Annotated in this window: 14 protein-coding genes; 8 read left to right on the top strand and 6 right to left on the bottom strand. The window is 45.0% G+C overall.

From position 1 onward, the window contains the following. The first annotated feature begins 49 nt into the window (after nucleotides 1-49). The 6 genes from QT987_RS00620 to QT987_RS00600 all read left to right on the top strand — a co-directional run bounded on the left by QT987_RS00620 (nucleotide 50) and on the right by QT987_RS00600 (nucleotide 4,036). The gene (locus QT987_RS00620; RefSeq protein ID WP_333236375.1) at nucleotides 50-2,359 is read left to right on the top strand and encodes a DNA phosphorothioation-associated putative methyltransferase; all 2,310 of its coding nucleotides are present in this window, start codon (nucleotides 50-52) and stop codon (nucleotides 2,357-2,359) included. Between the two features lie 99 nt (nucleotides 2,360-2,458). Beyond that, nucleotides 2,459-2,731, top strand: coding sequence for a hypothetical protein (locus QT987_RS00615; protein WP_333236373.1), 273 nt, complete (start codon nucleotides 2,459-2,461; stop codon nucleotides 2,729-2,731). After that, nucleotides 2,728-3,291 (top strand): DUF433 domain-containing protein, encoded by a 564-nt coding sequence (locus QT987_RS00610; RefSeq protein WP_333236370.1) that lies wholly within the window; start codon nucleotides 2,728-2,730, stop codon nucleotides 3,289-3,291. Before QT987_RS00615 ends, QT987_RS00610 begins: the two co-directional genes overlap by 4 nt. Further along, a complete protein-coding gene (locus QT987_RS00605; RefSeq protein ID WP_333236367.1) occupies nucleotides 3,275-3,631 on the top strand; it encodes a DUF5615 family PIN-like protein in 357 nt (118 codons plus the stop codon). Before QT987_RS00610 ends, QT987_RS00605 begins: the two co-directional genes overlap by 17 nt. After that, nucleotides 3,628-3,753 carry a BrnT family toxin gene (locus QT987_RS29810; protein ID WP_445251377.1) on the top strand — a complete coding sequence of 42 codons (126 nt, stop codon included), beginning with the start codon at nucleotides 3,628-3,630 and terminating at the stop codon, nucleotides 3,751-3,753. The genes QT987_RS00605 and QT987_RS29810 overlap by 4 nt, the downstream gene beginning before the upstream one ends. Continuing rightward, the gene (locus tag QT987_RS00600; protein WP_333236366.1) at nucleotides 3,743-4,036 is read left to right on the top strand and encodes a hypothetical protein; all 294 of its coding nucleotides are present in this window, start codon (nucleotides 3,743-3,745) and stop codon (nucleotides 4,034-4,036) included. The genes QT987_RS29810 and QT987_RS00600 overlap by 11 nt, the downstream gene beginning before the upstream one ends. A 339-nt stretch (nucleotides 4,037-4,375) precedes the next feature. Here QT987_RS00600 and QT987_RS00595 read toward each other — a convergent pair whose 3' ends face one another. Next, nucleotides 4,376-5,548 (bottom strand): TRC40/GET3/ArsA family transport-energizing ATPase, encoded by a 1,173-nt coding sequence (locus tag QT987_RS00595; RefSeq protein WP_333236364.1) that lies wholly within the window; start codon nucleotides 5,546-5,548, stop codon nucleotides 4,376-4,378. 301 nt (nucleotides 5,549-5,849) lie between these two features. Next, a complete protein-coding gene (locus tag QT987_RS00590) occupies nucleotides 5,850-6,242 on the bottom strand; it encodes a DUF2358 domain-containing protein (RefSeq protein ID WP_333236362.1) in 393 nt (130 codons plus the stop codon). Nucleotides 6,243-6,379: 137 nt separating this feature from the next. Here QT987_RS00590 and QT987_RS00585 point away from each other — a divergent pair, with 137 nt between their 5' ends. Then, the gene (locus tag QT987_RS00585) at nucleotides 6,380-6,988 is read left to right on the top strand and encodes a glutathione S-transferase N-terminal domain-containing protein (protein ID WP_333236360.1); all 609 of its coding nucleotides are present in this window, start codon (nucleotides 6,380-6,382) and stop codon (nucleotides 6,986-6,988) included. Between the two features lie 256 nt (nucleotides 6,989-7,244). Here QT987_RS00585 and QT987_RS00580 read toward each other — a convergent pair whose 3' ends face one another. The 3 genes from QT987_RS00580 to ahcY form a co-directional block, all read right to left on the bottom strand. Further along, on the bottom strand, nucleotides 7,245-8,669 hold the full coding sequence (locus tag QT987_RS00580) for an NADP-dependent isocitrate dehydrogenase (RefSeq protein WP_333236358.1): 1,425 nt from the start codon (nucleotides 8,667-8,669) through the stop codon (nucleotides 7,245-7,247). Nucleotides 8,670-9,118: 449 nt separating this feature from the next. Beyond that, a complete protein-coding gene (locus QT987_RS00575) occupies nucleotides 9,119-9,733 on the bottom strand; it encodes a DedA family protein (RefSeq protein WP_333053186.1) in 615 nt (204 codons plus the stop codon). 161 nt (nucleotides 9,734-9,894) lie between these two features. Beyond that, entirely contained in the window at nucleotides 9,895-11,172 is a 1,278-nt protein-coding gene (ahcY, locus tag QT987_RS00570; protein WP_333047387.1) for an adenosylhomocysteinase, read from the bottom strand. 232 nt (nucleotides 11,173-11,404) lie between these two features. Between ahcY and QT987_RS00565 the strand changes: the two genes are divergently transcribed. Next, nucleotides 11,405-11,812: a mechanosensitive ion channel domain-containing protein gene (locus QT987_RS00565; RefSeq protein WP_333236356.1), complete on the top strand. Its 408-nt coding sequence runs from the start codon at nucleotides 11,405-11,407 to the stop codon at nucleotides 11,810-11,812. Between the two features lie 341 nt (nucleotides 11,813-12,153). Here QT987_RS00565 and QT987_RS00560 read toward each other — a convergent pair whose 3' ends face one another. Then, nucleotides 12,154-12,432 (bottom strand): hypothetical protein, encoded by a 279-nt coding sequence (locus QT987_RS00560; RefSeq protein WP_333236353.1) that lies wholly within the window; start codon nucleotides 12,430-12,432, stop codon nucleotides 12,154-12,156. Between the last annotated feature and the right edge of the window lie 69 nt (nucleotides 12,433-12,501).

Here is a 12,501-nt window from a genome sequence, read left to right as displayed (position 1 = left end):
GTTCTCTGCGTTCTCTGCGGTTAATTTAAAAAAAATAATTAATTTAGCTATGAATTACGATACCAGTACAAACACTATTTCAAATAGCAATTCCTTAGAAAACGAGGAAAAACTGCTAACGCCTTTGATGGTTTTTGCTCGCGAAGTTTTATTGTATGAAAAAGAGGGTATTTCTGAGCAATATTCTGTAAATGCTGTGCCTTACCCGCTCGATGAAATCAATAATTTTTCTGTGGACAATCTAGTAGCAAAAGTGGCTCGCTGCTGTCGGGAAAGCAAGGTGGGAAAAAAATTACCTACGGCTTTTTACGTTCACGTTTCAGCTTTGCAGAGACTCAACCCTGTCCTCGGAATCTACGAAAATTGTGCCAGACGCACTCTCGAAAATATTGATGAAGCAACTTTAGTTAAATTTTTGCTTCATCAACCTAAAATATCTTATCTTTTTTACCCTGATTTCGATACAAATGCTCATCCTGATTTGCAAACCAGCATCCAGATTAATCTAGCAACAGGGGAAGTTAAATATTTTGACTACAGTAACTGCGAAAATCCCCCGGTTTTGCACCGCAAGGAAACTTTTGTAGCTGGGGATTATCCCAATTACGAAAAGTTTGCGAGGCTGACTCGCTGCGAGGAAAAGTGGGGGCTGCTGGACAATACTAGCGTTATCGGCACTCGCGAGGGTTGGCTCAAATATTTGGGATATTGCGGTGTAGAAATCCAAGATCATACTGTTGTCGAGCGTTTGAAAGAGGAGAATAGTGAGCTATCAATTCCTAAAATCGAGCGACATAAAGCTGCAATGGTACGCAATTCGCTTTCTAAACCCCTGCGTCTGGTTTTAGAAGCTGATTTAGTGAGGGACGGGGCGACTTTTTTTGATTACGGTTGCGGTTACGGCGGGGATGTTAAATATATTGCACAAGAGGGTTATGCTATTTCTGGTTGGGACCCATACTATCAGCCGGATACTCCGCGAATTTGTGCTGATATTGTGAATATTGGTTATGTGATTAATGTGATTGAATCTTTGGCGGAACGCCGAGAAGCTTTGCTGAATGCTTGGGAATTAACTAAGAGTTTATTAGTTGTAGCGGCTCAAGTTTTGATTGATGATAGCGATCGAGGCCAAATTGCTTACGGGGATGGGGTGATTACTTCTCGGAATACCTTTCAGAAGTATTACGAACAAGAAGAGTTAAAGGTTTATATTGACCAAGTTTTGAATGTTGATGCAATTCCTGTGGCTTTGGGAATCTATTTTGTGTTTCGGGATGCAGCGGAGGGTGAAAGTTTTCGTGCTTCTCGGTTTCGATCGCACTTATCGACTCCCAGAGTGCGATCGCAAGTTAAGCGGTTTGAGGATTATGCGGAAATGTTGGCTCCTTTGATGGCTTTTGTGAGCGATCGGGGCCGGCTTCCGGTTAAAGGCGAACTAGCGGAAGAATCGGCGATTAAGGAGGAATTTCACAGTTTTAATCGCGCTTGGAGGGTGATTTTGCAAGCAACGGATGCGGATGATTGGGAGAAAATCGCCGACAAGCGCCGCCAAGATTTGCTGGTGTATCTGGCTCTCAACGGTTTGGGCGATCGACCTTCAATCCGCCGACTCCCGGCTCAAATCCGCAATGATATCAAAGGTTTGTTTGACAATTATCAAAAAGCTTGCACTTTAGCAGATTTAATGCTATATAGTCTGAGCAAACCTGATATTGTTGCGGATTGCTGCGAAGATAGTGCGATCGGCTACAAACAGCCCGGTACTCTTTCAGTTCACGTCTCTGCATTAGAAGAACTAGATCCTTTGCTCAGGCTCTACGAAGGCTGCGCCAACCGCACAATAGGCAGACTTGACGGCGCGACAATTATCAAATTTTACGCTCGCAGACCTCAGATTTCCTATTTATTTTATCCCGATTTTGACACTAACCCGCATCCAGCCCTTCACACTTCTATGCACATAGATTTGCGCGATCTTTCTGTGAGCTATCAAGACTATTCTGACGTGTATAATCCACCAATTTTAGTGAGAAAAGAAGCTTTTGTTACTGCTAGTTATCCGCATTATGACAAGTTTGCGAAACTCACCCGCCAAGAAGAAAAGTTAGGTATTCTCGATCGTGGCGTAGTTAAGAAACATCGGGAATGGATGAAGTGTTTGGAGGAAAATTGCGTTAAAATTAAGGATCATAAGTTGTTTTGGCGATCGAATGCTGACCCCGAAAAGTTGAAAATGCTGCAAAAAGCTGCGTCGGATCGTCAGCAGAAAAAGATTGAGGTTAATGCAGGAAAGAGTGAACAAACCGCAGAGGACACAGAGAGCACAGAGGATGGGAAAGAAGAGGGAGAGGGATAGTTATGGAAGCAGATTATGATTTTAGGGGGACTTAAACAATTTTTAAGCCCAAACCAATATAATTATAGTTAAGGCAACGATTGAGGAAAAGTGGTAATCATGGTAGTCCGTCAACCCCGCTATAGCAAAGAAGAGTTTGCTCAACGTGGCGATCGCATTTACCAAACTCAAATACGCTCACAAATCGAATCGGGTAATCAAGGCAAAATTGTAGCGCTCGACATTGAAACTGGAGACTTGGAAGTTGATGCGAGTGAAATAGCTGCTTGCGATCGCCTTGAATCTCGTCACCCAAATGCTCAAATCTGGATTGTTCGCGTTGGGTATCGTCACGTTCGCCGATTCGGTGGACGAACCAAGATATCTGTATGATCGCAGGAATCGTTAATGCTGATTTTGAACCGATTATCTCGCTTTCAATATGTGACTCTGATGGGAAAGTTTACACACATGAGGCGATCGTAGACACGGGCTTTAATGGTTGGCTTTCATTACCTTCCGACAAAGAATTAGGCTTCTTGCTACAATGTTTCGATACAGTTCAAGTCAGGTACGAGATGTCCCTAATGAGCGCCCCAGCAAAATTCCAAGCAACCTCTCCTCCTTTCCGTTGGGATGAAGCGGGAGGTATCCGTATAGGTTCGAGTCGAGTCACCCTAGATAGCATACTTGCTTCATACCACAATGGCTCCACTCCCGAAGAAATCGCTATTCAGTATTCAGTTGTTCGCTTAGAAGACATATACAGTACCATTGCTTACTATCTAAACCATCGTCAGGAAATTGACAGTTATTTGGAACAGCGCAGCCAACAATCTCAGCAACTGAGACAAGAACTTTCTCGACAACACAACTTAGTTGATCTGAGACAACGTTTGCTTACTCGTTATCAGTCAAAAGGGGAGTCGATACCAAGTGCGCCTTCTAACTGATGAAAATTTTAATGGAGCCATATTGCGTGGGCTGGTGAGACGTTTGCCTGAATTAGATATTGTTCGTGTCCAAGATGTAGGGCTGATTCACACTGACGATCCAGATATTTTAGAATGGGCCGCTAATGAAGGACGCATCTTACTTACCCATGATGTGGCCACTATTACGATGTATGCCTACGAGCGAGTCAATCAAGGACTACCTATGCTGGGAGTTATTGAGGTTATTGCAACAGCACCCATTGGTAAGATCATTGATGATTTAGAACTATTTATTTGTTGCAGTCAGCCTGATGAATATGAAGGTCGAATTCTTTTCATCCCTTTCCCTATACTGTGATTTGGCTAGATAGTCGGTGGAATCTACTGTATGTGGTTCACATTGAGCGTGAAGAAAATGTCATTCGGATTATTTCAGCACGTAAAGCAACTCGTCAGGAGAGGGCAGAGTATGAAGGTTGAAGCATTAAAACAGCGATTAAACCGCAACCGTCCAATGACTAGCGTGACGATTCGTATGCCCGAAGATGTTGTGGAAGATCTAAAGAAAGTTGCACCATTGTTGGGTTTTTCGGGTTATCAGCCATTAATTCGTGCTTATATCGGTCAAGGTTTGCGCGTTGATTTAGAACGATTTGAGAGCGAGACAGTAACAGCCTTAGTAGCAAGTTTGAAGCGTCGAGGTGTCAGCGATGCAGTGATTGATGAGGCATTAAACGAAGTCCTTCGTGCTGAGCCCTTTTAATTGTGTCTAGCCAGCAGCATCTCATATCCAACCCGTTGACATCGGAATTATTCATCTCTCTCTTCTGCAGACTCTGCGCCCTCTGCGCCCTCTGCGGTTAAATCATTCCGGTACAATCGGAATTGATACCATTACAAAAGTCACTGTCTCATACACGCAGACGCAACCATCCTACTTTTGACAAAGCAGTTCGCCTTGGACAAGAATGGCGTAAGTCTGCTGAATAGCTTAATACCTGCACGCGGGAAAAAAATCCGGTTTCTGCGTGAATATCTCAAGGGATTATCCACGATTTTTCCTAGAAACCGGGTTTTTTAGGTTGATAGTGCGTAAGTCTTGTTAAGCAAACTTAATCTTCAAATAATCATCCTCCATCTTCGCCCCCGAAGGTTGCAGCGCCGCTAAAGCTTGCGGCAACACCAAATTACGGCGGTGATTCCCAATCCGAACATTCAACTCATCTCCCGTTTTGGTCAACTGGATCTGATCCTTAGCAATTCCGGGCAAATACAGTTCAAGACTATATTGATTGTTTTCCTGCACGATCTTAATCGTATTTTCTTTGTAATAAACTTGACTTGGGTCTTCGTCTTTGTAAAGCGTTTCTTTCAACCGTTCCAAAGCTGGCAAACCGCACATTTCTTCGGAATAAAGTGGCACCTCCTTAACTGGCAGCGGCATGAAATCTGAGTGAATTTCCTGACGGTACTGTTCCTGGCTTTCTTTCCACCGTTTAAAAAATGGGTCAGTTACTTCTGCGGGAATAATCCGGTTAGCTACTACTAAATCGGTAGCTACATTGTACAAACTCAAATAGGCATGAGCGCGCAGAGACTCTTTAATTACCATTTTTTCAGGATTGGTAACTAACCTTACCGAAGTGACAGTATTGTCAGTTAAAACCTTTTCCAAAGCTTCGATTTGTTCGTAAAATTCGTAAGGTGCATCCATCACCTCTTTGTCTGGTAAAGAAAAACCTGCAATTGGTCTAAAAATAGGTTCAACTAAAGGTCTAAGGGCGGCTGATATGCCTTGCAGCGGCTTGTAAAATTTTCTCATGTACCAGCCGCCAACTTCGGGCAAACTTAGCAGTCTCAATGCTGTGCCAGTCGGAGCAGAATCGATAATTAAAACATCAAATTCGCCTTCGTCGTAATGCCGCTTCATTCGCACTAAACCGAAGATTTCATCCATTCCTGGCAAGATGGCTAATTCTTCAGCTTGCACCCCTTCGAGTCCCTGCGCTCGCAAGACTTGACTAATGTAGCGCTTAACTGCTCCCCAATTGCCTTCTAATTCCCTGAGAGCGTCTAATTCGGCTCCCCACAAATTCGGTTTCACCAGCCGCGAATCGTGTCCGAGTTCCATGTCAAAGCTGTCGGCTAAGGAGTGAGCGGGATCTGTGCTCAGCACTAGGGTTTTGTATCCCAATTCGGCACATCGCAGCCCAGTAGCAGCGGCTACGGAGGTTTTGCCGACGCCGCCTTTTCCAGTCATTAATATTAAGCGCATTGATTGTTTAGCTCGCCTGAAAGTAGTTTACTCCTATATTGTAACGTTATGTAAAGAAAATTAATTTTGTGGGGGAATTAATTTGGGCGACAAGCAGCCGCCGGACATACCACATTTCCCGTGATACACGAAATTGCTGCCATGTCAATATCAGTTAAAATTACTTATCTCAGCTATCAATTGCAACAAATAAAAATCCATCAGCGTTCATCTGCGTTTATCTGCTAACATCTGCGGTTAAAAAAGGGCATCTCGCTCTGGAAACACTATTTTTTATTGCTAAAAAACCTAATAAAAATTCTCAAACATTAGTTTTCACAGGAGATACAAGCTGTTTGAGCACATCCAACCGCGAACAGTCCCAGTAATCGATGTGAGAAACAATTAAACCGTCGCTGTTGAGTTTCAGTTCGCTCCTACCGGCGATCGCCATTTTAGGTTTCCAAGGTAACGGTGCGATCCAGCTCAGAGTCCAGCGAGTGTCTATAGTATCTCCAGACTGCGAAATCCCGTGCAAATCGAGATTTACATCCTGAAAAAAAGTCCCCATAAACCCGATCATTTTGCGGTAGCGATCGACTCCTGTAAATCGATTCACCGGATCTTCAAAATAAACATCTTTTGCATAGATGCTGTAAGTCTGATTATCGGGAAATCTTTGATAATCGTCTTTGAGAATTTCAATAATGTCCATTTCGAGCGATCGTTATTCTTCTATTATTAGAATATAATTTTAACACAATAGATTAAAAATCCGCAATTTTCGTCCAAATTGTGATATTATATCGGGTTATTTCCTGCCTTGCCAACTTTCAACTTAACATCACAACTATGATTGACCTCTACACTTTTACCACCCCGAACGGTCGCAAAGTCTCGATCATGCTCGAAGAAATAGGTTTACCCTACAACGTGCACGTCATCGACATCACAAAAAACGACCAATTTAGCCCAGAGTTCATCGCCATCAACCCCAACAGCAAAATTCCGGCGATAGTCGATCGAGATAACGCCATCACCGTCTTCGAGTCCGGCGCTATTCTGATCTATCTTGCCGAAAAAAGCGGCAGATTTCTGCCCACCGACAAACACAAATACTTTCAAGTTATGGAATGGCTGATGTTTCAAATGGCCAGCGTCGGCCCGATGTTTGGTCAGCTAAACCACTTCAAACGCTTTGCACCCGAACAAATTCCCTATGCGATTGGGCGCTACGAAAAAGAAACCTTGCGCCTCTACGGAGTATTAGACACTCAACTAGCAAAATATGAATACATCTGCGGCGACTATTCGATCGCCGACATTGCTACCTATCCCTGGGTTGCTATTTATGAATTTCAAGGATTAACCCTCGACAACCACCCCCACCTCAAACGTTGGGTAGAAACTTTGCAGAAGCGTCCCGCCGTTGAGCGCGGAATGGCTGTTCCATCATTATAAACCGCACATCTAAATTGTATTTTCGGGAGGGCGGGACACCCCACAAGCAAGTTTACTTTTGTGGAACGGGCTTCTAGCCCGTTCTTAATAAACAGCGGGCGGGCTAGAAGCCCAACCCGTACTCCCCACAAAGCAAGTTTACTAATTGTGGAACGGGCTTCTAGCCCGTTCAAAAAAAGCGCTAGAAGCCCGCCCCACAAGCAAATTGACTAATTGTGGAACGGGCTTCTAGCCCGTTCAAAAAAAGCCCTCAAACTCAATCCGCGAAATGCTTAATAATCGCCTCAGCAAACTCCGAACACTTCAACTCAGGCACCGGCGGCTCCATCAACCTCGCCAAATCATAAGTAACTTCACCGTTAGAAATTGCCGCTCCCAAACCCTTCTTAATCAAGTCTGCTGCTTCCTGCCATCCCATGTATTCTAACATCATCACCCCGGACAAAATCAGGGAACCGGGATTGACTTTATCCAAACCAGCGTGTTTCGGTGCAGTGCCGTGAGTCGCCTCAAAAACTGCACATTCATCACCAATATTCGCACCAGGGCCCATACCCAATCCACCCACAATTGCGGCGGCCGCATCGGATAAATAATCCCCATTCAGATTCATTGTCGCCAAAATCGAATACTCGGCCGGTCGAGTTTGAATTTGTTGGAAAATACTGTCAGCAATTCGGTCGTTGACCATAATTTTTTCTTTCCACTTGCCGCTACCGTGACTGTCCCAAATTGCAAACAGAACGTCGGCTACTTCTTGACGAATTTTGGCTTGTTTTTCTGGGGTCAAAGCATCGTATCCTGGGTCTATTTGGCGAGCATTATCTTCTAAGCTAATGTCGGGATTTTTTTCTTTGTTGCCCAGAATCCAAGACTCTCTTTCAGTTACGCACTGTTGGCGAAATTCGGTGGTTGCTAATTCATAACCCCAATCTCGGAAAGCTCCTTCAGTATATTTCATGATGTTGCCTTTGTGCACCAAGGTCACTTGCTGCTTATCTTTCGGCAACCGTAAAGCGTGGGTAATGGCGCGCCGTACTAAACGCTGAGAACCTGTTTTGCTAATGGGTTTAATTCCGATTCCCGAATCGAGGCGAATTTGTTTTTTGCCATGTTCTGGTGTTGCCGGAATCAACTCATTATTGAGGAATTCAATCAATTTTTTGCCGATTTCGCTGCCTTTTGCCCATTCAATTCCGAGGTAAATATCTTCTGTATTTTCCCGGTAAATAATTACATCTAGGAGTTCAGGAGTTTTGTGTAGCGATGGGGTTCCAGCATAATATTTGCAGGGCCGCACGCAGGCGTAAAGGTCAAAGATTTGCCGCAAAGCTACGTTTAGCGATCGAATTCCGCCACCTACGGGCGTTGTCAGCGGCCCTTTGATGGCGACTCCGTATTCTTTGATGGCGTCTAAGGAATCCTGGGGCAGATATTGGTAAGTACCGTAGACATCGCAAGCTTCGTCGCCTACATAGATTTTAAACCAGTTGATTTTTCGATCGCCACCGTAAGCCTTTTCTACCGCAGCATCCATGACTTTCTGGGATGCAGGCCACAAGTCAACGCCCGTACCGTCGCCGCGAATGAAGGGAATAATTGGGTCATTGGGGACGATCGGCAAACCGTCTTTGAAAGTAATTTTAGAACCTGTTGTCGGGGCTACAATCTTTTCGTACATATTTTAACAGCGCGGATAGGAATGTTCCCTATTTTGCCACGATTATCTGCCTAAACCTCCACCAATCCTAAATATTTGTATAAATTTAAGTTGGATTTTTGGGCGATCTGCTGCCCGTCACTGTGACTTTTGGGCGATCGCCCATTTAAAAGTTAATTTAAAAAAGTAGCCAACATAGCAGAATTTTCTATCAAATTTCCCTCTCTATCTTTCAGCGCTACGGTTGAGAGGATGCTGGAAACAAGTCAGTGGATTTTAGATTTTACATTTTAGATTTTTAGATTTACTCCCCAGATTAATCGGGGAGGTTGAACCTTAGTCTAAAATTTTGGGTTGATAACGCACGACTTCTGTCGGAAAGTTGTATGCGTTTTGGCGTGGGGTCAAAATGGTGATTGTAGCCGCCGATGAACGCAAATAAAGGCAGATTATTTTCACAAATTTTGCATTTATTTGCGATATTTTTCCTTCTGCATATTCTTCTTCACAACCCACAAAATACACCAAATGACAATAATCACCACAACTATTTTGGAAACCGGGGCCAGATATTCCTCTACAAGTGTATAATTTTGCCCTAATTTATATCCGGTAAAAGTCAGGAAACTTACCCATAAAAGAGTACCTCCTGTTGAGTAGATTAAAAAAGGAATTAAAGGCATATTATTGATGCCAGCGGGCAGGGAAATTAGGGTGCGAACTCCGGGTACTAGGCGACACAAAAACACAGCTTTGTTGCCGTGTCTGTTAAACCATCTATTTGCTTTGTCAATATCGGCGCCCGATACTGTGATCCACTTGCCGTATTTGTCGGCTAAATTCCTCAAGCGTTCTTCGCTCAATAATTTACCGGCATAGTACCAGGGAAGCGCCCCCAGAACTGTACCGATTACTCCTGCTGCGATCGCCGGTGAAAACTCCATTCTGTTCTGGAATACCGTGAACCCTGCCAGCGGCATAATCAATTCTGAGGGTATGGGGGGGAAAAGATTTTCTAAAAACATCAACAGTCCTATTCCGAAATAGCCCATAGACTGCATTGTGTTAGTTATCCATTCAACCATTTTGATTCCCTAATTTGGTAAGAAGAAGTCATTAGTCATTGCTCGTTCCTAGGCTCTGCCTGGGAACATATATCGAGAGGCTCTGCCTCGACTCCCCATGAGGGAGGCAGAGCCTTGCTGCATTCATTCCCAGGCTGATCCTGGGAACGAGAATACTATGATTAAGTACCCGAAGTCCAAGAGTTTGTGTACTCAATTTGTTCGGCAGTCAAGGTATCAATGTGAATACCCATTGCTTCCAATTTGAGACGGGCAATTTCTTTGTCAACTTCCACGGGAATTGAGTGAATACCAGGCTCTAGTTTGCCTTTGTTCGTAACTAGATATTCGCAGGCTAAAGCTTGGTTAGCAAAGCTCATATCCATCACGGCGCTGGGGTGTCCTTCGGCTGCTGCCAAGTTGATCAAACGACCTTCGCCCAACACAATAATCGACTTGCCATTATTGAGGTGATATTCTTGAGTGAAAGACCGGACTGTTTTCACGTCGGTGCTTTTTGCGCCGAGGGATTTGAGGTCAATTTCAATGTCGAAGTGACCGGAATTGCAAACAATTGCGCCGTCTTTCATTGTCTCGAAATGTTCGGCACGAATGACGTGTTTGTTGCCGGTAACGGTAATGAATATATCTCCGACTGTTGCTGCTTCGTCCATCGGCATGACGCGGAAACCGTCCATCACTGCTTCGATCGCCCGAATCGGATCGATTTCGGTGACAATTACGTTAGCACCCATACCACGGGCGCGCAGTGCTGTGCCTTTGCCGCACCAACCGTAACCTGCAACCACAATATTTTTACCGGCTAACAAAATATTGGTAGCGCGGATAATGCCGTCTAGGGTAGATTGACCGGTACCGTAGCGGTTGTCGAAGAAGTGCTTGGTGTCGGCGTCGTTGACGTTCATTGCGGGGAAAGTCAGCACGCCGTCTTTCAACATGGCCCGCAGGCGCACGATGCCTGTGGTAGTTTCTTCGGTAGTTCCGATTAAGTCGGAAATTTGGTTCGGGCGGTGCTGGATCAGGGCCGCTACCACGTCGCTGCCGTCGTCGATGATAATATTGGGGCGATGGTCTAGGGCTGTGTAGACGTGACGTTCGTAGGTAGCCGCGTCTTCTCCTTTGAGGGCGAAGACGGAAATGCCGTAGTCTTCAACTAAGCAAGCCGCTACGTCATCTTGAGTGCTCAAGGGGTTGCTGGCGATCAGTACGGCGTCGCCACCGCCGAGTTTGATGGCGATTGCCAAATGAGCGGTTTCTGTGGTTACGTGGCAGCAAGCAGCCAAGCGAATGCCAGCAAAAGGCTTTTCTTTAGCGAAGCGTTCTTGAATTTGCCGCAAAACGGGCATTTCCCGGCCGGCCCACTCGATACGTTGCTTTCCCAAGGGGGCGAGGGACAAGTCTTTGACTTCGTGTTTAATCTTGACGGATGTAGCAACCATGTATGTTATTTCTCAGAAATCATCAAACTTTGTTAGTTTTAACAGATTAACCCATCGGCGGGCAAGTGCTGTGATTTTACTCGATCGGGGTCGGCGCTGCTAATCTTAAATTTTGATTAGGTTTTAATGATTAGCGAACGAGTAGATGGAGTCACCCGCACCGTGAGAGTCAAACATTCTTGTCGGGCGATCGAGCTCAATCTTTTGTGTTAGCGTGGCCTTCTTTAATTTTTTGACAATCAAGCATCCAGGATACAAGCCCCCGAATTTATCCTTGGGGTCAAGGCTTCAATCGAAAATCGAAAATCGAAAATCGATTGACACTCTCACTTGGGCGGCTGTCAGTTTGAGCGCCTGCGTGGCGTTCCCAGCTTGGCAGCCTGCAGATATCATCAGTTGGTTAGGACTTGGTTCCGTAGGGATTAGTTTCCCGTTCCCAGACATCTTCAAATACTTTTTAGCGGAAATATTGTTGCTGTGGCACGAACCGTTTCAATTGGGCGATCGGATAATTGTGGAAGGCTTTGAAGGTACGGTTGAAAAGATTTTGCTGCGTTCAACTCAAGTTATTAGCGATCGGGGAGAGCGAGTTATCGTGCCGAAGGCGATCGTATTTGCCAATTCAGTGCGGGTAAGCTAATCCGCATTTAAATTGCATAGTCAAATAAATCTTTACTGGTGTGGGGAGTAGGGGTTGGGCAGGAGATCGCGCCCTCAATATACAATTTAAATGCACAACAGCTTACTAATAGGCCTGCCCCGCAGGCGAACTAACTTGCCTTTAAATGTAGCCTATGATGTTGATACTTCAGGCTTTAGCGATGGTTCTTTGGATCTTATTGTCCGCTATTGGACGCTGCGCGAACCAGCATAGGTGCGACGGACAAACACCAGGGCTGTAGTGGCGATTAAAGTAGCGTGCATCCGGGCGGACATTAACATTCCTCAATCGGTACTGGTGACTTTGTACGATCGAACAGTTTACCCTGAGTGAGTTTTTAATTTTGATTTGGGAGAGGGAGATAGTGGGAGAGTGGGAGAGTGGGAGAGTTGGAAAAATCCTCTTGCTTCACGCTTGACTTCTTCCCTCAACACCCATCCGTTAAATCCGTTAAATCCCGTATTCTGGGCGTTTCCGAACTTCCCTCCGATCTCAAATCCGCCCTTGGAAAGTCGGGCGTAAAATCGAGCCAACATCCAACACTCAACCATCATTAAGTTTGGCGAGCCGCCCGTCAACAGCCAACAGTCAACAGTCAACTATTCCCGAGGAGTCCAACCACAATTGATATGACTTCTCCCTTCTGACATTTCAAATCAAGCAAAAGG

It is taken from the genome of Microcoleus sp. SVA1B4 (genome assembly GCF_036700545.1).
Lineage (GTDB): Bacteria > Cyanobacteriota > Cyanobacteriia > Cyanobacteriales > Microcoleaceae > Microcoleus.
Note: the sequence above shows the minus strand (reverse complement) of the source record. Positions and strands in the feature narration are given on the sequence as shown.

What these genes read in the sequence shown, in the direction of transcription:
- QT987_RS00620 (WP_333236375.1), top strand. Translation starts at nt 50, where the DNA reads ATGAATTACGATACCAGTACAAACACTATTTCAAATAGCAATTCCTTA.
- QT987_RS00615 (WP_333236373.1), top strand. Translation starts at nt 2,459, where the DNA reads ATGGTAGTCCGTCAACCCCGCTATAGCAAAGAAGAGTTTGCTCAACGT.
- QT987_RS00610 (WP_333236370.1), top strand. Translation starts at nt 2,728, where the DNA reads ATGATCGCAGGAATCGTTAATGCTGATTTTGAACCGATTATCTCGCTT.
- QT987_RS00600 (WP_333236366.1), top strand. Translation starts at nt 3,743, where the DNA reads ATGAAGGTTGAAGCATTAAAACAGCGATTAAACCGCAACCGTCCAATG.
- QT987_RS00595 (WP_333236364.1), bottom strand. Translation starts at nt 5,548, where the DNA reads ATGCGCTTAATATTAATGACTGGAAAAGGCGGCGTCGGCAAAACCTCC.
- QT987_RS00590 (WP_333236362.1), bottom strand. Translation starts at nt 6,242, where the DNA reads ATGGACATTATTGAAATTCTCAAAGACGATTATCAAAGATTTCCCGAT.
- QT987_RS00585 (WP_333236360.1), top strand. Translation starts at nt 6,380, where the DNA reads ATGATTGACCTCTACACTTTTACCACCCCGAACGGTCGCAAAGTCTCG.
- QT987_RS00580 (WP_333236358.1), bottom strand. Translation starts at nt 8,669, where the DNA reads ATGTACGAAAAGATTGTAGCCCCGACAACAGGTTCTAAAATTACTTTC.
- QT987_RS00575 (WP_333053186.1), bottom strand. Translation starts at nt 9,733, where the DNA reads ATGGTTGAATGGATAACTAACACAATGCAGTCTATGGGCTATTTCGGA.
- ahcY (WP_333047387.1), bottom strand. Translation starts at nt 11,172, where the DNA reads ATGGTTGCTACATCCGTCAAGATTAAACACGAAGTCAAAGACTTGTCC.